The sequence below is a fragment of the Rhodanobacter sp. Root627 genome (assembly GCF_001427835.1).
Classification (GTDB): domain Bacteria; phylum Pseudomonadota; class Gammaproteobacteria; order Xanthomonadales; family Rhodanobacteraceae; genus Rhodanobacter; species Rhodanobacter ginsenosidimutans.
On record NZ_LMGW01000001.1, the window covers coordinates 650,544 to 672,303 of the forward strand.

Genomic DNA, 21,760 nt, shown 5'->3' on the forward strand with positions numbered 1-21,760 from the left:
GCGTTTGTTCGGACACCACGGCGGGGAAGCGGTTCTTCACGCGCGATCGCCGCCGTATTCATCCCCGCGCGGCTATCCTCGGTACATCCCTGTCATCCGGAGACGCTCATGGCAACGGGTTGGGCCGGCGACGGCGCCGTGCAGGATCAGATCGACGCTACCGTCAACGACGCGGTATCGCGGGCACGCCGGCAACTGCGCAAGGGGCCGGGCCTGATGCGCTGCGAGGAATGCGATGCGGAAATTCCCGAGGCGCGCCGCATGGCCGTGCCCGGCGTGCGTCTGTGTGTGACCTGCCAGGAACTGCACGACAAGGAGCAGGCCAGCGCGGCGATGTTCAACCGCCGTGGCAGCAAGGACAGCCAGTTGCGCTGAACGCGGTGCACCGCCTCGCAGCATGGGAGCTCGCCGCTTCGCAGCATGGGAGCTCGCCGCGAACGTTACTTCGCCACCGCTTGCCCGCGCTCCAGCATCTGTTTCGCATGCGCCCGCGTTTCGCGGGTGATCTCCACGCCGCCCAGCATGCGGGCCAGCTCATCGCGACGACCGGCGGCATCCAGCGTCTCGATGTGGGTATAGGTCGAATCGCCCTCGCTGCGCTTGCTGACGCGCAAATGCGCATGGCCCTGGGCAGCCACCTGCGGCAGGTGGGTAACGCACAGCACCTGCCGCTGCATGCCCAGCGCGCGCAGCTTCTGGCCGACCACCTCGGCGACTGCACCGCCGATACCGCTGTCGACCTCGTCGAACACCATGGTGCCCACGGCGTCGTTGCCGAGGGTGGCCACTTCGATGGCGAGGCTGATGCGCGCCAGTTCACCGCCGGAGGCCACCTTGCGCAGCGGCCGCGGCGGCTGGCCGGGGTTGGCGCTGACCAGCAGCTCGCAGCGCTCCTGGCCCAGCGGGTCCGGGTCGGTGCCGGCGACCGGCTCCAGTTCGATGCGCAGCACGCCACCGGCCATGCCCAGCTCGCTCATCAACGAGCCCACTTCCTGGCCAAGTCGTATGGCCGCGTCGGCGCGCGAGTGGCTGAGTTGTTCGGCGGCCTCGGTGTATTCGCGCTGCAATTGGTGGCGTTGTGCATCGAGCTTGTCCAGCGCATCGCCCGCGCCTTCAAGTTCGGTCAGTTCGGCCTGCATCTGGGCCAGTTTGTCGTGCAGCTCGGCCACGGGCAGCCGGTGTTTGCGTGAGAGTTCGTGCAGGCGGGCGATATGGGTATCGACTTCGGCGTAGCGGTCCGGGTCCAGGTCGACGTCCTGCGCGTAGCGGCCCAGCCCGTCGACGGCCTCGCCCAGCTGGATTTCCGCGTTGTCGAGCAGTTCCAGCAGCGGCGTCAGCCGTTCGTCGAGCGTGGCGAGCTTGCCCAGTTCCACCTGGGCCCGGCCCAGCGCCCGGCGCAGCGCGAATTCGCCGTCACCGTCGAGCAGGTCCACCACGCCGGAGGCGCCTTCGGCCAGCCGGCCGGCATTGGCCAGCCGCTTGTGGCTGGTTTCGAGATCGGCCAGCGCGGCGGCGGGCAGGGCCCATTTTTCCAGTTCGCCGATTTCATGGCGCAGCAGTTCGATGCGGTGATCACGGTCTTCACCGCCGCTGAGGCGACGCACGCGGGCACCCAGTTCGCGCCACTGCGTGGCCCGGTCACGCACTTGCGCCAGCAGTGCGTCGTGGCCGGCGTACGCATCGAGCAAGGCCATCTGGTGGTTGCGCGAAAGCAGCGCCTGGTGCTCGTGCTGGCCGTGGATCTCCACCAGCAACTCCGCGATCTCGCCCAGCTGGCGGGCGTTGGCGGGGCGGCCGTTGATCCACGCCCGCGAGCTGCCTTCGGCGCGCAATACACGGCGCAGCTGGCAGGCGCCGTCCTCGTCCAGCTCTTCGCGCTGCAGCCATTCGCGCGCCAGCGGTAGCGATGACAGGTCGAACTCCGCCGCCAGCTCCGCGCGATCATTGCCGGCGCGCACCATGCCGCTGTCGGCGCGGGCGCCAGCCAGCAGCATCAGGGCGTCGACCAGCAGCGACTTGCCGGCGCCGGTTTCGCCACTGACCACGGTCAGGCCGGGGCCGAATGCGATCTCGGCTTTTTCGACGACAGCGAACTGGCGGACATAGAGCGAGGTGAGCATAAGCCAAGCCGTAAGGGGATCAGGCGATTGTAAAGGGAGCCAGCCTGCAAACGACTCCCTTGGGGTCGCTTGCCCGGCCATTCTTGCAATGCGCGGGCGCAGACCTTATTTCTATGCGGTCTCAGGGACTGCAACAGCACATGATCAACCCTTACGGTCACGACCTCGATGCGCGTGCGCGGCGGCTGCTGCGCACGCTGATTGCGCAATACCTCGTCGACGGCGAGCCGGTGGGGTCGCGCACGCTGTCGCGGTCGTCCGGGCTGGACGTGAGCCCGGCGACCATCCGCAACATCATGGCCGACCTGGAGGACGCCGGGCTGGTGGCTTCGCCGCATACCTCGGCCGGTCGCGTGCCGACGCCGCGGGGATTGCGCCTGTTCGTCGACAGCCTGATCGAGCTGCAGCCACTGCCCCAAGAGGACATGATCCGCCTGCAGCGCGAGCTGCCGCCTGGGCCGACCACCACGCGCGACCTGCTCGGCAACGTGTCGACCCTGCTGTCGGCGATGACCCGTTTCGCCGGCGTGGTCAGCGTGCCGCGGCAGGCCGATTTCCCGCTGCGCCACATCGATTTCGTGTCGCTGCCGGACGCGCGGGTGCTGGTGATCCTGGTGTTTACCGACAATCAGGTGCAGAACCGCATCGTGCAACTGGCCAAGCCACTGGCCAGCCATGAACTGGAACAGGCGGCCAATTACCTCAACAGCCAGTTTGCCGGTTTGCGGCTGGACGACATCCGCACCCAGCTGCTGATCGAATTGCGCGAGACCAGCAGTGAGCTCAACCGCCTGCTGGCCAGTTCGGTGGAATTGGCCGCCGCGTCCTTCGCGCCGCAGGCGGGCGGTGACGACGTGCTGGTGAGTGGCCAGACCAACCTGATGGCATACTCCGAACTCGCCGATCTGCAGCGTTTGCGTGAGTTGTTCGACGCGTTCCAGCAGAAGAACGAATTGCTGCAATTGATGGAAGTGTGCGCCCGTGCACCGGGTGTGCGGCTGTTCATCGGCGAGGAATCCGGCTTTTCCGCACTGGACGGGTGCAGCGTGGTCACTGCCAGTTACGGCGCGCAGGGGCGCGTATTGGGGGCGGTCGGCGTCATCGGCCCGACCCGGATGGCGTATGAACGGGTGATCCCGGTGGTAAAGGCCACCGCCGGATTGCTCAGTGACGCCTTGAATCGCGCTGCCACGACCTTATAACCGCTGCGGGACGGAGTTTTCCGCGAATTCACTGACGGCTGGCCGCCACGCCGGCCATGGCCAAGGCTTTGGAGTTTCCTAAATGCACAACAACGACCCGCACGCACCCCACGACGCGCAGGGCGAAAATCCCGATGTCGAGGCCGGCAATCTCGAAATCGAGACGCTGAAACTGCAGTTGAGCGAGCAGCAGGCGCTCAATGCCGAATTGCGCGAAGCCAACCTGCGCGATCATGCCGAGTTGGACAACCAGCGCCGCCGCATGCAGCGCGATCTGGACCAGGCGCGCCGTTTCGCCAATGAGAAACTGCTGAACGAGCTGCTGCCGGTTTATGACGGACTGGAGCGCGGCCTGGCGGTGGAAACCGGCGACGTGGCGTCGGTGCGCGAGGGCATCAGCCTCACGTTGAAATCGTTGTTGAAGATCGCCGAGAACAACGGCCTGGTGCAGGTCGATCCATTGGGCCAGACACTGGATCCGGAACGCCACCACGCCGTCAGCATGGTCGACGCTCCGGGCGCGGTGCCGAATACCGTGGTGAACGTGCTGCAGAAGGGTTATGTGCTCAATGACCGGCTGCTGCGGCCCGCGCTGGTCGCGGTGGCCAAGGGCGAATAGCCAGCCAGATCAATCGTCAACACCCCACATCCGGGAATGCAGCCGCCATTGAATCGGCAGGCTGCAACCCCATTCTGAAAACCAGTCGCGGCGGCTGACCGCCGAAAAATTTGGAGCATAGTTATGGGCAAGATCATCGGTATCGACCTGGGCACCACCAACTCGTGTGTGTCGGTCATGGACGGCGGCACCGCCAAGGTCATCGAGAATTCGGAAGGTGACCGCACCACGCCGTCGATCGTCGCTTTCACCAAGGACGGCGAAGTGCTCGTGGGCGCTTCGGCCAAACGCCAGAGCGTGACCAACCCGAAAAATACCTTCTACGCGGTGAAGCGCCTTATCGGCCGCAAATTCTCCGACGCGGAAGTCCAGAAGGATCTGAACGTCGTGCCGTACGGCATCGTGGCCCATGACAATGGCGATGCCTGGGTGCAGACGTCCGACGGCAAGAAAATGGCGCCGCAGGAAATCGCTGCGAAAGTGCTGATGAAGATGAAGAAGACCGCCGAGGATTATCTCGGCGAGTCGATCACCGAGGCCGTGATCACGGTGCCGGCGTACTTCAATGACAGCCAGCGCCAGGCCACCAAGGATGCCGGCAAGATCGCCGGCCTCGAAGTGAAGCGCATCATCAACGAGCCCACCGCGGCCGCGCTGGCCTATGGCCTGGACAAGAGCGGCGGCGACCGCAAGATCGCCGTTTACGACCTGGGCGGCGGCACCTTCGACGTGTCGATCATCGAGATCGCCGAAGTCGACGGCGAGAAGCAGTTCGAAGTGCTGGCCACCAACGGCGACACCTTCCTGGGTGGCGAAGACTTCGACATGCGCGTCATCGACTATCTGGTGGACGAGTTCAACAAGGAGCAGGGCATCGACCTGCGCAAGGACCCGCTGGCGCTGCAGCGCCTGAAGGATGCGGCCGAGCGCGCCAAGATCGAGCTGTCCTCCAACCACCAGACCGACGTCAACCTGCCGTACGTCACCGCCGACGCCTCCGGCCCGAAGCACCTCAACATCAAGCTGACCCGCGCCAAGCTGGAGTCGCTGGTGGAAGAGCTGGTCAAGCGCACCATCGAGCCGTGCCGCACCGCGTTGAATGACGCCGGCCTGCGCGTGTCCGACATCAACGACGTGATCCTGGTCGGTGGCCAGACCCGCATGCCGAAGGTGCAGGAAGCGGTGAAGGATTTCTTCGGCAAGGACCCGCGCAAGGACGTCAACCCGGATGAGGCCGTCGCCGTGGGCGCGGCGATCCAGGGCGGTGTGCTGGGCGGTACCGTCAAGGACGTGCTGCTGCTCGACGTCACCCCGCTGTCGCTCGGCATCGAGACGATGGGCGGCGTGATGACCAAGCTGATCGAGAAGAACACCACGGTGCCGACCAAGGCCTCGCAGACCTTCTCCACCGCCGACGACAACCAGACCGCGGTGACCGTGCACGTGTTGCAGGGTGAGCGCGAGCGCGCCAACGTCAACAAGTCGCTGGGCAAATTCGACCTGCAGGGTATCGACCCCGCGCCGCGCGGCATGCCGCAGATCGAGGTCACGTTCGACATCGACGCCAATGGCATCCTGCATGTGTCGGCCAAGGACAAGAAAACCGGCAAGGAACAGAAGATCGAGATCAAGGCCGGTTCCGGCCTGTCCGATGAAGAAGTCGCGCGGATGGTTGCCGACGCCGAGGCCAACAAGGAGGAGGACCGCAAGTTCCACGAGCTGGTCGCCACCCGCAACAAGGCAGATCAGCTGGTGCACGCCACCCGCAGTGCGCTGAAAGAGCATGGCGGCAAGGTGCCGGCGGATCAGCTCAGCAGCATCGAGGGCGCGCTGTCCGAACTGGAGAAAGCCAAGGACGGTGACGACAAGGCCGCGATCGAATCGAAGATCGAGAAGCTGGAGCAGGCGTCGCAGGCACTGCAGGCTGCCGCGCAGGGTGGCGGTGCGGCCGACGATGGCGCCCAGACGGCTCCGGGCGGTGGTTCCGCCCAGCCTGACGACGTGGTGGATGCCGAGTTCACCGAGGTCAAGGACGACGAAAAGAAGTGATCGTCAGCTAGTCGGCGCCGCCGATTGACGCAGCCCGCGCCGCAGGAATTCCCGCGGTGCGGGCTGTTTGCTGAGAGGGACATGGTTCGCGGTGTGCGGGCCATCGCAAGGTCAACAGGTTGTGGGTAGATGAATGAGCAAGCGTGATTACTACGAGGTCCTGGGTGTCGAGCGCACGGTCGCCGAAGGCGATCTGAAGAAATCCTTTCGCCGCCTGGCGATGAAGTACCACCCGGACCGCTGCCCGGACGATCCGACGGCGCAGGAGAAATTCAAGGAGGCCAAAGAGGCCTACGAAGTGCTGTCGGACGCACAGAAGCGCGCGATGTACGACCAGCACGGCCATGCGGCCTTCGAGGGCGGCATGGGCGGTCGTGGCGGTGCCGGCTTCGGCGACGTGGGCGATATTTTCGGGGACATCTTCGGCGACATCTTTGGCGGTGGCGGCCGTGGCCGTCCGCGACGCGGTTCCGACTTGCGCTACATCATGGAGCTGGATCTGGAGGAGGCCGTCTTCGGCGTCAGTCGCCAGATCGAGATCCCCACCCAGGTCAACTGCCAGCACTGCAATGGCTCGGGTTCGGAAGACGGCAAGGTCAGCCAGTGCAAGACCTGTCGCGGCCATGGCCGCGTACGCATGCAGAACGGCATCTTCTCGATCCAGCAGGCGTGCCCGCATTGCGGCGGCACCGGCCAGACGATCGAGAAACTGTGCAAGAAGTGCCACGGCGAAGGCCGCCTGGAAGAGACCCGCACGTTGTCGGTACAGATCCCCGCCGGCGTCGACAACGGCGATCGCATCCGCCTGACCGGGCAGGGCGAAGCCGGCCCCGCCGGATCACCCGCGGGCGACCTGTACGTGGAAGTGCACGTGCGCGAACACGCGATTTTCCAGCGCGAAGGCAACGACCTGTATTGCGAACTGCCGATCCGTTTCTCGCATGCGGCGCTGGGCACGGAACTGCCGGTGCCGACGCTGGAAGGCGAGGTACCGATCAGCATTCCGCCCGAGACCCAGACCGGCCAGGAGTTCCGCCTGCGCGGTCGCGGCGTCAAGTCCGTACGCAGCGGCCGTCATGGCGACCTCATCTGCAAGGTCGTGGTGGAGACGCCGGTACGATTGACGCGGCAGCAGCGTGAACTGCTGGAACAACTGGAAGCCAGCTTCGACGACGGCGATGGCGAGAAGCACATGCCGCGTGCCAAGACCTGGGGCGAGGGCGTGCGCCAGTTCTGGTCGCGGGTAACCTCGTAATCACGTTCATCGCAAGCCGGCGCCGGTGCTGCGCCTCAACTTTTCATTTCATTCATGCCAAGGACGTTCGCCATGACGACGCCACCGATCCGCCTCGCCATCAACGGCGCTTCCGGTCGCATGGGCAGTGCGCTGCTCGCGCTGCTTCGCGACGACTCGCGGTTCGAATTGGTGCATGCGGTGGTGGCGCCCGGTTCGGCGGATGATGGGCAGCCGGTGAATGTCCGCCCTGGTGCCGCGTTGCGCTTTGCGCACGACTGGGCCGGCGCGCCGGCGCTGGATGCGATGATCGATTTCAGCGGGCCGGCCGCACTGGATGGCGCGCTCACCCATTGCCTGGCCCACGGCATCGCCCTGGTCAGTGGCACCACCGGTCTCGACGCTGCCATGGAGACCCGATTGGCGCAGGCCGGCGAGCGCATTGCGTTGTTGCGTGCCGCGAATTTCAGCCTGGGTGTGGCGGTGCTGACGCGCTTGCTGCGCGATGCCGCCGCGGCGTTGCCGGATTGGGACCTGGAGATCGTGGAGGCCCATCACGGCCGCAAGCAGGATGCGCCCTCGGGCACTGCGCTGGCGCTTGGTCACGCTGCTGCCGACGCGCGCAAGACCACGCTCGATCACGCCGCCGTCTACAGCCGCGAAGGCCAGACCGGTCCGCGCGCCGAAGGCAGCATCGGTTTCGCGGTGGTGCGCGGCGGCGACATCGTGGGTGAGCACACGGCGTTGTTGATCGGCCAGGGCGAGCGGGTGGAGTTGGGCCATCGCGCGACCGATCGCTCGATTTTCGCGCGTGGTGCCTTGCAGGCAGCGTACTGGCTGAGCAGCCGCCCGGCCGGCCATTGGCAGATCGACGACGTGATCGCCTCGCCGCCATAAGATCCTGCAACGGATGACGACCGCAATGAGGTGCCGCGGGCTTGTGCCCTTCCTGCGCTGCCGCTAGGATTCGCGCGTTGTCATTGGGGAGTAGCCAGCCTCGTTTCCCCTGAGGCGTTCGCATCAACAGACTTGGTCGTCGTGTTCCGGCGCCATGGTGCGAACAGCCGCTGATGCCGCCCAGGCGTTGGCGTTGCCCGGCGAGACCTTTGGCCATCGACATGCTTACCCGGCCGGGCGAGCGGTGTCGTTGCGCCATCGGTATTCCGCTCGCCCGGCTTTTCGTTGGTACCCATGCTGCTTACCTGCGTGCTGTTTTTCGGTTCGGCGCTGGCCATCTACCTGGCCTGCGAATACTTCGTCAACGGCGTGGAATGGTTCGGGCGCAAGCTCGACCTGAGTGCGACGGCCACCGGCACGGTGCTGGCGGCCTTCGGTACCGCGTTGCCGGAAAGTGCGGTGACTTTCGTCGCCGTGATATTCGGCAAGACGCCATCGGCGCGTGATATCGGCGTCGGCGCCGCCATGGGCGGGCCGCTGGTGCTGGCCACGATCGCCTATGCCGTCGTCGGCGTGGCGTTGTTGTGCAACCGGCACCGGTTGCGGCGGACCGACCGGATCATCCGGGTCGACCATCAACGCCTTGCGCGCGACCAGTCATGGTTCCTGGCGATCTTTGTGGTCAAGGTGGGCCTGGGATTGGTGGCGTTCGCCTTCAAGCCGGCGCTCGGCGTGCTGTTTCTGGTGGCCTACGCGTTGTACGTGTGGCGGGAAGTGCGCAGCGAAGATAGCGCCCCGGAAGACGAATCCCTCGACCCCTTGAAGTTCCGCCCGCACCATGCCGAGCCGGCCATGCGCTGGGTGGTGGCGCAGACGGTGGCGGCGCTGGCGGTGATCGCGGTGGCGGCGCGTGTGTTTGTCAGCCAGCTGGAATCGATCGGCACGGCGTTCGGCCTGCCGCCGCATCTGGTGGCGCTGGTGCTGAGCCCGGTGGCGACCGAATTGCCCGAAACCGTCAACGCGCTGATCTGGGTGCGCCAGGGCAAGGAGCGCCTGGCGTTGGCGAACATTTCCGGTGCCATGATGATCCAGGCCACCATCCCCAGCGCGCTGGCGATATTCGCGACGCCCTGGCTGTTCGATACGCCGCTGATCGTTTCCGGCGCGCTGACGGCCGTTGCGATCGTCTACCTGTGGTGGCTGTTCCGGCGCGGCGGGGTGGATGCCCGCTGGCTATGGCCGGTGGGGCTGCTCTATGGCGTATTCGCCGCGTACGTGGCCTGGCATTTCGCCGGCGCATGAGGCCGGCGATAGTGTTCAATCCGGATGCGAGGCGTTGCGATCGCGTCCGGCGCCGAGGCGCGTATCGAGTTTCCCGAAAATTTTCTTGAACATGCGGGAGAACTTTCCACGCCGCGTCTTGCGCTGCTTTTCCTCTTCGCTGGTGAGCCAGGAAACCTGGATCACCCGGCGTTCGCCTTCATAGGGCAGGTGGCCGTGGAATGAATTGTCGCAGCGCTTGAAGGCGGCGAATTCGCCGTACAGCGGCGGCAATTCCGGCGCCACCATCGCGTCGATGTCGTCGATCTTGTGCAGGAACCGCAGGCAGCCGTTGCTGGTATCGGGCCAGCTGTGGTTGAGATAAAGCAGTGCGGTGACCACTTTCGAGCGGCTGTCGGTATGGATGGTGCCGTGGCGCTTGTTCAGCAGCCGGCAAACCGTCACCAGGGTCGGGTATTGCTCCAACCCGTCGATGCCCAGCCGACGGCCCACGGCACTGGCGAAAGAGGGTGCCGTCATGTGCTCCACCAACGCATTGACGGACGGCCCGCAGTCACCCGGGTCATAGGGAAAAAACCCCGCGCTGGGGTAGCGTGGAAAATCGTGCTCCAGATCCCCGCGGGCTTCGTCCGGCAACTGGCCATGGGCCAGCAGGAAGGGGAAAGGCTGTAGATGCACCGTGGTGTCCGGGCGATCAAGACGCGCGGGATCAAGCAGGACAGCGGTGTGCATACGTCATTCAACTCCATGTAATCGCGGCAAGTGTACCCGTGATCACGGCCATGCCGAAGACGTGGATGACGAGTCATTCATGCGTCGTAAGGTGGACAGAACCCCCTGTCGCCACCTATCATTTCCAGCCGCCCCAATACCTTTCTTTCCACTGTTCACAAGCCAGCACCCCCGCGGCTTGCGGACTTTGCTGCATCTAAAAGGCGGATACCATATGCCCATTCCCGCTCTGCTTGCCCTCGAAGACGGCAGCCTGTTTCATGGTCATGCCGCCGGCGCCAACGGTGAAACCGTTGGCGAAGTGGTGTTCAACACGGCGATGACGGGTTACCAGGAGATCCTCACCGATCCCTCCTATGCGCGGCAGATGGTCACCCTGACCTATCCGCACGTGGGCAACACCGGCGTGAACGCCGAGGACGTCGAGTCTGGCAAGGTGCAAGCCGCCGGCCTGATCGTGCGCGACGTGCCGCGTCGCGCCAGTAGCTGGCGCTGCAATGAAGGCCTGTCCGATTACCTGAAACGCCACGACGTCGTGGCCATTGCCGGCATCGACACGCGCCGTCTCACCCGCATCCTGCGCGTCAAGGGCGCGCTGTCCGGCTGCATCGTGGCGGGCGACCAGATCGACGCGGAGGCGGCACTGGCCAGCGCGCGCGGGTTTGCCGGCCTGAACGGCATGGATCTGGCCAAAGTGGTGAGCACGCGTGAATCGTATGTGTGGAACGAAGGCATTTACGATCTCGATCGCACCACCTTCAACCAGCCGGCAAAGCGTTTCAAGGTCGTCGCCTACGACTTCGGCACCAAGCTCAACATCCTGCGCCTGCTGGCCGAACAGGGTTGCGAAGTGACCGTGGTACCGGCGCAGACACCGGCCGCCGATGTGCTGGCGATGAAACCCGACGGCGTGTTTCTCTCCAACGGCCCCGGCGATCCGGCCGCGTGTGACTACGCCATCGAGGCGACGCGCACGTTCCTGGAGGCGAAGATTCCCCTGTTCGGCATCTGCCTCGGCCATCAGTTGATGGGCCTGGCGCTGGGCGCGCGCACCGTGAAGATGAAGTTCGGCCATCACGGCGCCAATCACCCGGTGAAGGATCTGGACGACGGCCGCGTGCTGATCACCTCGCAGAACCACGGCTTCGCCGTTGATCCGGCCACGCTGCCGGCGAACGCCCGCGTCACCCACACCTCGCTGTTCGACGGTTCACTGCAGGGTTTTGCGCTCACCGATCGTCCCGCGTTCTGTTTCCAGGGCCATCCGGAAGCGAGCCCTGGCCCGCTGGACGTCGGCTATTTGTTCAAGCGGTTTGCCGCACTGATGGAGGAGGCCCGCTGATGGCCAAGCGTACCGATCTCAAGAGCATCCTCGTCATTGGCGCCGGCCCGATCGTGATCGGCCAGGCCTGCGAGTTCGACTACTCCGGCGCCCAGGCGTGCAAGGCGCTGAAGGAGGAGGGCTTCCGGGTCATCCTGGTGAACTCCAACCCCGCCACCATCATGACCGACCCGGAAACCGCCGACGCGGTCTACATCGAGCCGATCAACTGGCAGACGGTGGAGCACATCATTGCCAAGGAGCGCCCCGACGCCGTGCTGCCCACGATGGGAGGCCAGACGGCCCTCAATTGCGCGCTCGACCTGGCCGATCACGGGGTGCTGGAGAAGTACAACGTCGAGCTGATCGGCGCGCGGCGCGATGCCATCCGCATGGCGGAGGATCGCGAGCTGTTCAAGCAGGCGATGACCGACATCGGGCTGGAAAGCCCGCGCTCCGGCGTGGCCAAGAATTTCGAGCATGCGCTGGAGATCCAGGCCGAACTGGGCTTCCCCGCCATCATCCGGCCCAGCTTCACGCTGGGCGGTTCCGGCGGCGGCATTGCCTACAACAAGGAAGAGTTCGAGGTCATCGTCAAGCGTGGCCTGGAGCTTTCGCCAACGAACGAAGTGTTGATCGACGAATCCCTGCTGGGCTGGAAGGAATTCGAGATGGAAGTGGTTCGCGACACCGCGGACAACTGCATCATCATCTGCGCCATCGAGAACCTCGATCCGATGGGCGTGCACACCGGCGACTCGATCACCGTGGCGCCGGCGCAGACGCTTACCGACAAGGAATACCAGCGCCTGCGTGACGCGTCGATCGCGGTGTTGCGCAAGATCGGCGTGGATACCGGCGGCTCCAACGTGCAGTTCGGCATCAACCCCGATACCGGTCGCGTGGTGGTGATCGAGATGAACCCGCGCGTATCGCGTTCGTCGGCGTTGGCTTCCAAGGCCACCGGCTTCCCGATCGCCAAGGTCGCCGCGAAACTGGCGGTGGGCTATACGCTGGACGAGTTGAAGAACGACATCACCGGTGGCCTGACGCCGGCATCGTTCGAGCCGACCATCGATTACGTGGTCACCAAGATTCCGCGTTTTGCGTTCGAGAAATTCCCGTCGGCGGATGCCCGGCTCACCACCCAGATGAAGTCGGTGGGCGAGGTGATGGCGATCGGCCGTACCTTCCACGAGTCGCTGCAGAAAGCGTTGCGCGGGTTGGAAATCGGCAAGACCGGACTCAACCCGACCGGGCTGGATATCAGCACCGAAGACGGCCTGGCCACGCTGAAGCGCGAATTGCGCGAGCCGCGGCCGGACCGCGTGTTCCATTTGGCCGACGCATTCCGTGCCGGCCTGTCGCTGGAGGAAGTATTCAACCTCAGCCGGGTCGACCCATGGTTCCTGGCCGCGTTCGAAGACATCGTGCTGACCGAGGGCGAAGTAGCGGCTCAAGGCGTCACCGCGCTGGACGAGCCGCGGCTGCGTGAACTGAAGCGGCTCGGTTTCTCCGATGCGCGGCTGGCCGAGCTGCTCGGCTCCGACGAGGCCGCCGTGCGGCATCTGCGCCACACGCTGGGCGTGCGCCCGGTGTACAAGCGCGTGGACTCCTGCGCGGCCGAGTTCGCCACCAGCACTGCCTACATGTATTCGACCTACGAGGAAGAGTGCGAAGCCGAACCGACCAACCGCGACAAGATCATCGTGCTGGGCGGCGGTCCGAACCGCATCGGGCAGGGCATCGAGTTCGACTATTGCTGCGTGCATGCCTCGCTGGCGCTGCGCGAGGATGGCTATGAAACCATCATGGTCAACTGCAACCCGGAGACCGTGTCCACCGACTACGACACGTCGGATCGCTTGTACTTCGAGCCGCTGACGCTGGAAGACGTGCTGGAAATCGTGGAGCTGGAAAAACCCAAGGGCGTGATCGTGCAGTACGGCGGCCAAACCCCGCTGAAACTGGCGCGTGCGCTGGAAGCGGCGGGCGTGCCGATCATCGGCACCAGCCCGGACAGCATCGACCTGGCCGAGGACCGTGAGCGGTTCCAGCAGATGATCGAGAAGATCGGCCTGAAACAGCCGTCCAATCGCACCGCGCGCAACGCCGACGAGGCGCTGGCACTGGCGCGCGAGATCGGCTACCCGCTGGTGGTGCGCCCCAGCTACGTGCTGGGTGGCCGCGCAATGGAAGTGGTGCACGACGACGCCGACCTGTCGCGTTACATCCGCGATGCAGTGAAAGTGTCCAACGATTCGCCCGTACTGCTGGATCGCTTCCTCGACCACGCGGTGGAGGTGGATGTCGACGTGATCGCCGACGCCACCGGCCAGGTGCTGATCGGCGGCATCATGGAGCACATCGAGGAGGCCGGCGTGCATTCGGGCGATTCGTCCTGCTCGCTGCCGCCGTATTCGCTGTCGCCGCAGATACAGGATGAGCTGCGCCGCCAGGCCGCGGCGATGGCGCGCGAGCTGAAGGTCGTCGGCCTGATGAACACCCAGTTCGCGATCCAGGGCGACACGGTTTACATCCTGGAAGTGAACCCGCGCGCTTCGCGCACCGTGCCATTCGTATCCAAGGCCACCGGCGTGCCGCTGGCCAAGATCGCCGCCCGCGTAATGGCCGGCCGCACGCTGGCTGAACTGGGCGCCACGCGTGAGGTGATTCCGGCGTACTACTCGGTGAAGGAAGCGATCTTCCCGTTCCTGAAGTTCCAGAACGTCGATCCGATCCTCGGTCCCGAAATGCGCTCCACCGGTGAGGTGATGGGCGTGGGCCGCAGCTTTGGCGCCGCGTTCGCGCGCGGCCACGAGGCCGCCGGCATCCGCACGCCGCCGCGCGGCAAGGTCTTTGTGTCAGTGCGCGATGCCGACAAGGAGCGCCTGCTGCCGGTGGCCAAGGAAGTGCTGGCGCGCGGGTTTACCCTGGTGGCCACGTCGGGTACGGCGAGCTACCTGGCCGAGCATGGCGTGGTTTGCGAGCGCATCAACAAGGTGCTCGAAGGACGCCCGCACATCGTGGACTTGATCAAGAACGGCGAGATCGTCTATATCGTCAATACCACCGAGGGCAAGCAGGCCATCGCCGATTCGTTCTCGATCCGCCGTGAGGCGCTGCAGCGCCGTGTTACGTACTCCACCACCGTGGCAGGCGCACGCGCATTGGTCCACTCGCTGGATTTCCACAGCGATGGCGAAGTGCACAGCCTGCAGGAACTGCACAGGGAGCTGACCAGATGAGTCGCCCACCGATCACCAAAGCGGGCTCGGAACGTTTGCGCACCGAGCTTGAACAACTGAAGTTCGTCGATCGCCCGCGGATCATCGCGGCGATCGCCGAGGCACGCGCGCACGGCGACCTGAAGGAAAACGCCGAGTATCACGCCGCCCGCGAACAGCAGAGCTTCACCGAGGGCCGCATCGGCCAGTTGGAAGGCTTGCTGTCGAACGCAGAGGTCATCGACGTGGCGCAGCTCAAGCCCGGCGAGCGGGTGGTTTTCGGTGCCACCGTGGAGCTGGAAGACGAGGATGCCGGTACGGCGGTGACGTATCAGATCGTGGGCGACCTGGAGGCGGACATCAAACGCCAGATGATTGCCGTGTCGTCACCGATCGCGCGCGCGCTGATCGGGCACAGTGCCGGCGACAGCATCGAGTTCACGGCACCCAACGGCGTGAAGCATTACGAGATCATCAGCGTCCGCTATATCTGAGCGCGTATCTGGTCACATTGGTTCGGCGCCATCGGCGCCGGGCCAGGAACGAGAAAAGGCCGCTTTCGCGGCCTTTTTCTTCAACTCAACCTTGGCTGAAATCAGCGCTGGCGAGCCTTGAAACGCGGGTTGCTCTTGCAAATCACGAACACCTTGCCGCGACGACGCACAATCTTGCAGTCGCGGTGCCGCGCCTTGGCGGACTTCAAAGAGTTAAGCACCTTCACGGCCGGCTCCTGTTACTAAACAATGGACAAGCCAGCAAGTGTAATGGCTTGTCGCGTTTATCACAAGCTGGACACCACCGCGACTTCCGCCACCGTGGCCAGGAATTTCTCCAGTGCCGGGGACTGGTCCTGGATCCGGCTGGCGGCGGCCAGCAGCAGGTAGGCGTCGGCATCTTCCAGCGGCACATAGCTCACCCCCGCCAGCCTTACCGTGCGCATGGTGGCGGGTACCAGGGCAAGCCCGAGGCCGGCGGCCACCAGCGCCAGCAAGCCATTGATCTGCTGCGCGTGCTGGTTGATGCGCGGCTTGAACCCGGCCTTGGCGGCCAGCTTCACCAGCCGGTCGTACAAGGTGGCGGCCAGCTCGCGCGGTTGCGTGATGAAGGCATCATCGGCTACTTCGGCCAGCCGCACGCTTTTCCTGGTGGCCAGCGGATGGCCCGACGGCAGCGCCAGCAGGAGCGGTTCGCGGTCGATCACGGTGAGGCGCAGGCTGCGGGCGTCCTTCGTATGTTGCGGTTCGTCACGGACGAAACCCACGTCGATCTGCCCGGCCAGCAACGCGGCGAACTGGGGTTCGCTGTACATCTCATTGAGCTGGATGCGCACGTTCGGCGCGATCTGGCCGTAACGCAGCAAGGCCTGGGGCAGGGCGGGGTGAAACGACACCGATACGGTGTACGCCAGGCGCAGTTGCCCGCTGTAGCCGGCGGCAGCGGCCAGGACGTGACTGCGTGCCTCTTCGGCTTTGGCCAGGATCTGCCGGGCCTCTTCGAGGAAAACCCTGCCGGCCTCGGTCAGCGCCACATTGCGCTTGTCGCGCTCCAGCAACCGAACCCCGAGGTCGCGCTCAAGTGCCTGGATTTGCTGCGAAAGGGGCGGTTGCGAAAGATGCAGCCGAATGGCGGCGCGGGTAAAGCTGAGTTCCTCGGCGACGGCGACGAAGTAGCGCAGCTGGCGGAAATCGAACATATAGCAATACCGACTAAGTGGAGCGCTAAATATATATTGGTTTCTTTATTGCGTCGGTCATAAACTATCCCTGTCCCATCACTTCCTCCCCCTTGGTGATGGTGGCCCTCGCCCCGCAGCGACGCTATCGCGATATCTGGCTCCCCTCCCCCTCGGGCCCATATTGACGCGTCGCACTTGCGGGGCGTTCTTGTTTTTGCGATCCGCCAATGCTGGCGGACCGCGCGTCGGGTCAGAGACGACAGCCCAGCTGCGTGCCTTGCGCAATGGCGCGTTTGGCGTCCAGTTCCGCCGCCACGTCGGCGCCGCCAATGACGTGCACGCGCAGGCCGGCGGCAATCAGGGCGTCGGCCAGCGCACGGTTCGGCTCCTGTCCGGCACAGATCACGACGTGGTCGACCGGCAGGACGTGAGATGCGCCGTCGACCGTGATGTGCAGTCCATCGTCATCGAAGCGCTGGTAGCCCACGTTGCCCAGCATGGTGACCTGCTTGGCCTTCAGCGTGGCGCGGTGAACCCAGCCGGTGGTCTTGTTGAGCCGTGCGCCAAGCCGCCCCTGGCTGCGTTGCAGCAGCCAGACCTGTCGCGCGGGTGCCTCGGGCTGGGGATTCTGCAGGCCGGCACGGTTCTGCAGACTCATGTCCACGCCCCACTCGCGCGTCCAGCGCACGGTGTCGGTGGTGGGTGAGGGCGGGTGTTCCACCAGGAATTCGGCGACGTCGAAACCGATGCCGCCGGCACCGATGATGGCGACTTTCGCGCCCACCGGATGATGGCGTGCCAGCACATCGAGATAGCTCAGCACGCGCGGGTCATCGTGGCCAGGGAAATTGACGGCGCGCGGCGTGACGCCGGTGGCTATCACCACGTCGTCGTATCCGGCGTCGCGCAACGAGGTGGCCGTCGCGGTCGTGCCCAGTTGCACGTCGACCCCGGTATCGGCCAGCTGATGTCGGAAATAGCGCAAGGTCTCGTGAAACTCTTCCTTGCCCGGGATCTGTTTGGCGTAGTTGAACTGGCCGCCGATTTCAGTGGCCTGCTCGATCAGCGTCACCGCATGGCCGCGCTCGCCCAACGTGCTGGCACATGCCATGCCGGCAGGGCCGGCCCCGATCACGGCAATGCGTTTGCGCGTGGCAACGGGCTCGGCGCGCAATTCGGTTTCGTAACAGGCGCGGGGGTTCACCAGGCAACTGGCGCGCTTGTTCTGGAACACGTGGTCGAGGCAGGCCTGGTTGCAGGCGATGCACGTATTGATGCGTTCGCTGTGCCCGGCCTTTGCCTTGTTCGCCCAGGCCGGATCGGCCAGCAGCGGCCGCGCCATGGAGACCATGTCCGCTTCGCCAGCGGCAAGAACGCCTTCGGCCACCTCGGGCATGTTGATGCGGTTGGTGGCCACCAGCGGGATCGACACCTCGCCTTTCAGTTTCCTGGTGACCCAGGAGAAACCGGCGCGGGGCACGCTGGTGACGATGGTGGGCACGCGCGCTTCATGCCAGCCGATGCCGGTATTGATGATGCTGGCTCCGGCCGCCTCGATGGCCTTGGCCAGCGTCACGATTTCATCCCATTGCTGGCCGCCCTCGACCAGGTCGAGCATCGACAGGCGATAGATGATGATGAAGTCGCGACCGACCGCCTCGCGCGTGCGGCGCACGATTTCGATCGGCAGCCGCATCCGCCGTTCGACATCGCCGCCCCAGGCATCGTTGCGGTGGTTGGTGCGTTCGGCGATGAACTGGTTGATCAAATAGCCTTCCGAACCCATCACTTCCACGCCGTCGTAGCCGGCTTCCCGCGCCAGCCGTGCGCAACGGACGAAGTCGTCGATGGTGTGCTCGACACCTTGTGGCGACAGCGCGCGGGGTGTGAACGGCGTGATCGGTGATTTGATTTTCGACGGTGCCACCGACAGCGGGTGATAGCCGTAGCGGCCGGCGTGCAGGATCTGCAGGCAGATGCGCCCGCCTTCGGCGTGCACGGCGGTAGTGAGCTTGCGATGCCGCGGTTTGTGCCAGGGCAGGGTCAGTCGACCACCGAAGGGCTTGAGCCAGCCGGCGATGCTGGGGGCGATGCCGCCGGTGACCATCAGGCCTACGCCGCCGCGTGCCCGTTCCGCGAAATAGGCCGCCAGCTTGTCGTAATCGCGAGCCTTGTCTTCGAGCCCGGTGTGCATCGACCCCATCAGGATGCGGTTGGGCAGGACGACATGGCCGAGATCCAGCGGAGCGAACAGGTGCGGGTAATTCATGGTGGTGCCACCTCAAACGGTCGTATGAATGTGCCGGTATCGAGGCTGTAAAAGCAAGGGGCGTAGTCATGCGCGCAGCGGTGAGCGCGGAAATATGGAGGAAGCCGGCGTCCACGTCGGGCTTCGTGGCGGTGACGGGTTAAACTTCGCGATTCGACGTTACGACCAGGAATTTCCATGCCGCACGCTTCATCCGTTCCCGTGTTGACCATCGACGGGCCGTCCGGATCGGGCAAGGGCACGATCAGCGCGCTGGTGGCGCAGCAACTTGGCTGGCATTTGCTGGATTCCGGCGCGCTGTACCGCGCGGTCGGCTATGCGGCCGGCATGGAAGGGCTGGACCTGTCGGATGTGGAGGCCGTGACGCGCTGCGCGCAGACCACCCGGATACAGTTCCGGGCGAAGAAGGGCGCCGAGACGCGGGTGATCGTCAATGGGCACGATGCCACCGACGAATTGCGCACCGAAACAGCGGGGGCGGCGGCTTCGGCGATCGCATCGGTGCCATCGGTGCGCGAGGCCCTGGTGTCCCTGCAATTGGGCTTCCGCAAGGCACCCGGGCTGGTGGCGGACGGGCGCGACATGGGTACGGTGATCTTCCCCGATGCCGCGTTCAAGGTTTTCCTCACCGCCAGTGCCGCCGAGCGTGCGAAAAGACGCTATAAGCAGTTGAAAGACAAGGGACTCAGCGTTACACTTTCCAGCCTTCAGCGCGAAATTGAGGCGCGTGACAGCCGCGATGCATCGCGCGCGGTCGCGCCGCTCAAGCCCGCCGCCGATGCGTTGCTGGTGGATACCACCGGCATGGGCATCGACGAGGTCGTCGCGAAAGTACTTGCCGTCGTGCAGCCCTGACCGGTTGCACGGCGGTTTTTGCGCCCCTGCCGCGGCAGGGGATTTTGGCCAACGGTGGCTTGCGACCGGTTCGACAGAACCGCCGAAGACACCCTCAACCGGTGGATCGATGATTTCGTGGCCAACACAGACGCCACAGCCAGCGGTCCTTTCCCACTATGGAATCAACATGACTGAAAGTTTTGCCGAACTGTTTGAACAGAGCCAACAGGCTATCTCCAAGCTGAAGCCCGGCGCCATCGTCACCGGCATCGTTGTGGAAATCCGCAACGACGTCGTCGTGATCAACGCCGGCCTGAAGAGCGAAGGCATCGTCCCGATCGAGCAGTTCAAGGACGAGCAGGGCGTGCTGGAGGTGCAGGTTGGCGACGAGGTGAAGGTTGCCCTCGAAGCCCTGGAAGACGGGTTCGGCGAAACCAAGCTGTCGCGCGAGAAGGCCAAGCGCTCGATGGTGTGGGACGACCTGGAGCAGGCGTTCGACAAGGAAGAAACGATCAAGGGCATGATCTCGGGCAAGGTCAAGGGCGGTTTCACCGTCGACATCAAGGACGTTCGCGCGTTCCTGCCCGGTTCGCTGGTCGACGTGCGCCCGGTGCGCGAGCCGACCTACCTCGAGGGCAAGGAGCTCGAGTTCAAGATCATCAAGCTGGACCGCAAGCGCAACAACGTGGTGGTCAGCCGCCGCGCCGTCGTCGAGACCGAGTTCTCCGAAGAGCGCGAGAAGCTGCTTGAGCGCCTGACCGAGGGTGCCGTCGTCAAGGGTGTGGTGAAGAACCTCACCGATTACGGCGCATTCGTGGACCTGGGCGGCATCGACGGCCTGCTGCACATCACCGACATGGCGTGGAAGCGGGTGCGTCACCCGTCCGAAGTCGTCAACGTCGGCGACGAGCTGGACGTGCGCGTGCTGAAGTACGACAAGGAGCGCAACCGCGTCTCGCTGGGCCTGAAGCAGCTGGGCGACGACCCGTGGGTCGCCATCGCCCGCCGCTACCCGGTCGGCAGCCGCCTGTTCGGCAAGGTCTCCAACGTCACCGATTACGGCTGCTTCGTCGAGATCGAGCCGGGCGTGGAAGGCCTGGTGCACGTGTCCGAGATGGACTGGACCAACAAGAACGTCAACCCGGCCAAGGTGGTTCAGGTCGGTGACGAAACCGAAGTCACCGTGCTGGACGTGGACGAGGAGCGTCGCCGCATCTCGCTGGGTATCAAGCAGACCCGCTCGAACCCGTGGGAAGCCTTCGCCGCCATGCACAAGAAGGGCGACAAGGTCTCCGGCCAGATCAAGTCGATCACCGACTTCGGCGTGTTCATCGGCCTGGACGGCGGCATCGACGGCCTGGTGCACCTGTCCGACATCTCCTGGCAGGTGTCCGGCGAAGATCTCGTGCGCGACTTCAAGAAGGGCGAAGAGATCGAGGCCGTGGTGCTGGCCGTCGACCCGGAGCGTGAGCGCATCTCGCTGGGCATCAAGCAGATGGAGCAGGACCCGTTCGGCCAGTTCATGGCGGCGAATCCGCGCGGCACGATCGTCAACGGCACCGTCAAGGAAGTCGACGCCAAGGGCGCCGTGATCGATCTGGGCGAAGGCGTCGAGGGTTACCTGCGCGCCAACGACATCGCCAAGGAGCGCATCGACGATGCCACCCAGCATCTGAAGGTGGGCGACGCGGTCGAAGCCAAGTTCACCGGCATGGATCGCAAGGGTCGCCAGCTGGCGCTCTCGATTCGCGCCAAGGACGAGGAAGATGCACCCGACGTGGCCGTCGATTACTCGGCAGCCGCAAGCGGTACGACCAAGCTCGGTGCCTTGCTCAAAGAGCAGTTCAACAAGGCTGATTGATCGGCAGCGACATTGCCGAGTTGACGCGGGGCGGCATCACGCCGCCCCGCTGTTTCAAGTCACGGACATTGGGGACCATGACCAAATCCGAATTGATAGAAGCGCTGGCAAGACGCCAGACCCATCTTGCGTTCGCGGACGTGGAGATGGCCGTAAAAAGTGTGATCGAGCAGATGAGTCACGCGCTGGCCCATGGCGAACGCATCGAAGTACGCGGTTTTGGCAGTTTCGCGTTGCATTACCGTCCGCCAAGGATGGGCCGCAATCCCAAAACGGGTGAAGCGGTTGCGCTCCCCGGCAAGCATGTGCCGCACTTCAAGCCCGGCAAGGAATTGCGCGAACGCGTGAATCTGCAGCTGGAAAGCGCAACGGCCTGAAGCACGGCCACGCGTTGATCAAGGCAGGCGACAGGTGTCGTTCCTGCCTTTCTTTTTTT

At 64.7% G+C, this 21,760-nt stretch carries 18 protein-coding genes and 1 riboswitch; of the genes, 13 read left to right on the forward strand and 5 right to left on the reverse strand.

The annotated features are described in order from the left end of the window. Nucleotides 1–108: 108 nt before the first annotated feature. Nucleotides 109–375 carry a DksA/TraR family C4-type zinc finger protein gene (locus tag ASD68_RS03145; RefSeq protein ID WP_056078733.1) on the forward strand — a complete coding sequence of 89 codons (267 nt, stop codon included), beginning with the start codon at nt 109–111 and terminating at the stop codon, nt 373–375. 65 nt (nt 376–440) lie between these two features. Here ASD68_RS03145 and recN read toward each other — a convergent pair whose 3' ends face one another. After that, entirely contained in the window at nt 441–2,120 is a 1,680-nt protein-coding gene (recN, locus tag ASD68_RS03150) for a DNA repair protein RecN (RefSeq protein ID WP_056603299.1), read from the reverse strand. Nucleotides 2,121–2,260: 140 nt separating this feature from the next. Between recN and hrcA the strand changes: the two genes are divergently transcribed. The 6 genes from hrcA (at nt 2,261) to ASD68_RS03180 (ending at nt 9,423) form a co-directional block, all read left to right on the forward strand. Then, nucleotides 2,261–3,322, forward strand: a complete 1,062-nt coding sequence (gene hrcA / locus ASD68_RS03155) for a heat-inducible transcriptional repressor HrcA (RefSeq protein ID WP_056603302.1) — start codon at nt 2,261–2,263, stop codon at nt 3,320–3,322. 82 nt (nt 3,323–3,404) lie between these two features. After that, complete coding sequence (gene grpE, locus ASD68_RS03160) at nt 3,405–3,941, forward strand: nucleotide exchange factor GrpE (protein ID WP_056603305.1); 537 nt, start codon at nt 3,405–3,407, stop codon at nt 3,939–3,941. 123 nt (nt 3,942–4,064) lie between these two features. Beyond that, nucleotides 4,065–5,990 carry a molecular chaperone DnaK gene (gene dnaK / locus ASD68_RS03165; protein WP_056078745.1) on the forward strand — a complete coding sequence of 642 codons (1,926 nt, stop codon included), beginning with the start codon at nt 4,065–4,067 and terminating at the stop codon, nt 5,988–5,990. A gap of 133 nt (nt 5,991–6,123) precedes the next feature. Beyond that, nucleotides 6,124–7,245 carry a molecular chaperone DnaJ gene (gene dnaJ / locus ASD68_RS03170; RefSeq protein WP_056078748.1) on the forward strand — a complete coding sequence of 374 codons (1,122 nt, stop codon included), beginning with the start codon at nt 6,124–6,126 and terminating at the stop codon, nt 7,243–7,245. Nucleotides 7,246–7,317: 72 nt separating this feature from the next. Continuing rightward, nucleotides 7,318–8,121: a 4-hydroxy-tetrahydrodipicolinate reductase gene (gene dapB, locus ASD68_RS03175; RefSeq protein ID WP_056603308.1), complete on the forward strand. Its 804-nt coding sequence runs from the start codon at nt 7,318–7,320 to the stop codon at nt 8,119–8,121. A 73-nt stretch (nt 8,122–8,194) separates the two neighbouring features. Beyond that, a riboswitch (yybP-ykoY riboswitch) is annotated at nt 8,195–8,356 on the forward strand. Between the two features lie 59 nt (nt 8,357–8,415). Then, nucleotides 8,416–9,423: a sodium:calcium antiporter gene (locus tag ASD68_RS03180; RefSeq protein WP_056603311.1), complete on the forward strand. Its 1,008-nt coding sequence runs from the start codon at nt 8,416–8,418 to the stop codon at nt 9,421–9,423. Between the two features lie 15 nt (nt 9,424–9,438). Here the strand turns inward: ASD68_RS03180 and ASD68_RS03185 are convergent, their stop codons facing one another. Next, complete coding sequence (locus ASD68_RS03185) at nt 9,439–10,134, reverse strand: 2OG-Fe(II) oxygenase (RefSeq protein ID WP_056078756.1); 696 nt, start codon at nt 10,132–10,134, stop codon at nt 9,439–9,441. 214 nt (nt 10,135–10,348) lie between these two features. Between ASD68_RS03185 and carA the strand changes: the two genes are divergently transcribed. Genes carA through greA form a run of 3 tightly spaced genes read left to right on the forward strand, consistent with a single transcriptional unit; the run spans nt 10,349 to nt 15,176 of the window. Beyond that, nucleotides 10,349–11,476, forward strand: a complete 1,128-nt coding sequence (carA, locus tag ASD68_RS03190; protein ID WP_056603314.1) for a glutamine-hydrolyzing carbamoyl-phosphate synthase small subunit — start codon at nt 10,349–10,351, stop codon at nt 11,474–11,476. Further along, on the forward strand, nt 11,476–14,703 hold the full coding sequence (gene carB, locus ASD68_RS03195) for a carbamoyl-phosphate synthase large subunit (protein WP_056078762.1): 3,228 nt from the start codon (nt 11,476–11,478) through the stop codon (nt 14,701–14,703). The genes carA and carB overlap by 1 nt, the downstream gene beginning before the upstream one ends. After that, nucleotides 14,700–15,176 (forward strand): transcription elongation factor GreA, encoded by a 477-nt coding sequence (greA, locus tag ASD68_RS03200; protein ID WP_056078765.1) that lies wholly within the window; start codon nt 14,700–14,702, stop codon nt 15,174–15,176. The genes carB and greA overlap by 4 nt, the downstream gene beginning before the upstream one ends. A 101-nt stretch (nt 15,177–15,277) precedes the next feature. Here greA and ykgO read toward each other — a convergent pair whose 3' ends face one another. From ykgO to ASD68_RS03215, 3 genes are all read right to left on the reverse strand, one after another. Further along, the gene (gene ykgO, locus ASD68_RS03205) at nt 15,278–15,403 is read right to left on the reverse strand and encodes a type B 50S ribosomal protein L36 (protein ID WP_007080705.1); all 126 of its coding nucleotides are present in this window, start codon (nt 15,401–15,403) and stop codon (nt 15,278–15,280) included. Nucleotides 15,404–15,463: 60 nt separating this feature from the next. Continuing rightward, nucleotides 15,464–16,375: a LysR substrate-binding domain-containing protein gene (locus ASD68_RS03210; RefSeq protein WP_056603318.1), complete on the reverse strand. Its 912-nt coding sequence runs from the start codon at nt 16,373–16,375 to the stop codon at nt 15,464–15,466. A 232-nt stretch (nt 16,376–16,607) separates the two neighbouring features. Then, nucleotides 16,608–18,626 (reverse strand): NADPH-dependent 2,4-dienoyl-CoA reductase, encoded by a 2,019-nt coding sequence (locus ASD68_RS03215; protein ID WP_056603320.1) that lies wholly within the window; start codon nt 18,624–18,626, stop codon nt 16,608–16,610. Nucleotides 18,627–18,803: 177 nt separating this feature from the next. Between ASD68_RS03215 and cmk the strand changes: the two genes are divergently transcribed. The 3 genes from cmk (at nt 18,804) to ASD68_RS03230 (ending at nt 21,701) form a co-directional block, all read left to right on the forward strand. Further along, a complete protein-coding gene (gene cmk / locus ASD68_RS03220; RefSeq protein ID WP_082545927.1) occupies nt 18,804–19,481 on the forward strand; it encodes a (d)CMP kinase in 678 nt (225 codons plus the stop codon). 169 nt (nt 19,482–19,650) lie between these two features. Next, the gene (gene rpsA / locus ASD68_RS03225) at nt 19,651–21,324 is read left to right on the forward strand and encodes a 30S ribosomal protein S1 (protein WP_007080709.1); all 1,674 of its coding nucleotides are present in this window, start codon (nt 19,651–19,653) and stop codon (nt 21,322–21,324) included. 77 nt (nt 21,325–21,401) lie between these two features. After that, nucleotides 21,402–21,701, forward strand: coding sequence for an integration host factor subunit beta (locus ASD68_RS03230; RefSeq protein WP_007080710.1), 300 nt, complete (start codon nt 21,402–21,404; stop codon nt 21,699–21,701). The last annotated feature ends 59 nt before the right edge of the window (nt 21,702–21,760 follow it).

Excerpts from the sequence above, each read along its gene's own strand:
- hrcA (WP_056603302.1), top strand. The coding sequence starts at position 2,261 with ATGATCAACCCTTACGGTCACGACCTCGATGCGCGTGCGCGGCGGCTG.
- cmk (WP_082545927.1), top strand. The coding sequence starts at position 18,804 with ATGCCGCACGCTTCATCCGTTCCCGTGTTGACCATCGACGGGCCGTCC.
- dnaK (WP_056078745.1), top strand. The coding sequence starts at position 4,065 with ATGGGCAAGATCATCGGTATCGACCTGGGCACCACCAACTCGTGTGTG.
- carA (WP_056603314.1), top strand. The coding sequence starts at position 10,349 with ATGCCCATTCCCGCTCTGCTTGCCCTCGAAGACGGCAGCCTGTTTCAT.
- dnaJ (WP_056078748.1), top strand. The coding sequence starts at position 6,124 with ATGAGCAAGCGTGATTACTACGAGGTCCTGGGTGTCGAGCGCACGGTC.
- rpsA (WP_007080709.1), top strand. The coding sequence starts at position 19,651 with ATGACTGAAAGTTTTGCCGAACTGTTTGAACAGAGCCAACAGGCTATC.
- ASD68_RS03145 (WP_056078733.1), top strand. The coding sequence starts at position 109 with ATGGCAACGGGTTGGGCCGGCGACGGCGCCGTGCAGGATCAGATCGAC.
- ASD68_RS03185 (WP_056078756.1), bottom strand. The coding sequence starts at position 10,134 with ATGCACACCGCTGTCCTGCTTGATCCCGCGCGTCTTGATCGCCCGGAC.
- ASD68_RS03180 (WP_056603311.1), top strand. The coding sequence starts at position 8,416 with ATGCTGCTTACCTGCGTGCTGTTTTTCGGTTCGGCGCTGGCCATCTAC.
- greA (WP_056078765.1), top strand. The coding sequence starts at position 14,700 with ATGAGTCGCCCACCGATCACCAAAGCGGGCTCGGAACGTTTGCGCACC.
- ASD68_RS03230 (WP_007080710.1), top strand. The coding sequence starts at position 21,402 with ATGACCAAATCCGAATTGATAGAAGCGCTGGCAAGACGCCAGACCCAT.
- ASD68_RS03210 (WP_056603318.1), bottom strand. The coding sequence starts at position 16,375 with ATGTTCGATTTCCGCCAGCTGCGCTACTTCGTCGCCGTCGCCGAGGAA.
- recN (WP_056603299.1), bottom strand. The coding sequence starts at position 2,120 with ATGCTCACCTCGCTCTATGTCCGCCAGTTCGCTGTCGTCGAAAAAGCC.
- carB (WP_056078762.1), top strand. The coding sequence starts at position 11,476 with ATGGCCAAGCGTACCGATCTCAAGAGCATCCTCGTCATTGGCGCCGGC.
- grpE (WP_056603305.1), top strand. The coding sequence starts at position 3,405 with ATGCACAACAACGACCCGCACGCACCCCACGACGCGCAGGGCGAAAAT.
- ASD68_RS03215 (WP_056603320.1), bottom strand. The coding sequence starts at position 18,626 with ATGAATTACCCGCACCTGTTCGCTCCGCTGGATCTCGGCCATGTCGTC.
- dapB (WP_056603308.1), top strand. The coding sequence starts at position 7,318 with ATGACGACGCCACCGATCCGCCTCGCCATCAACGGCGCTTCCGGTCGC.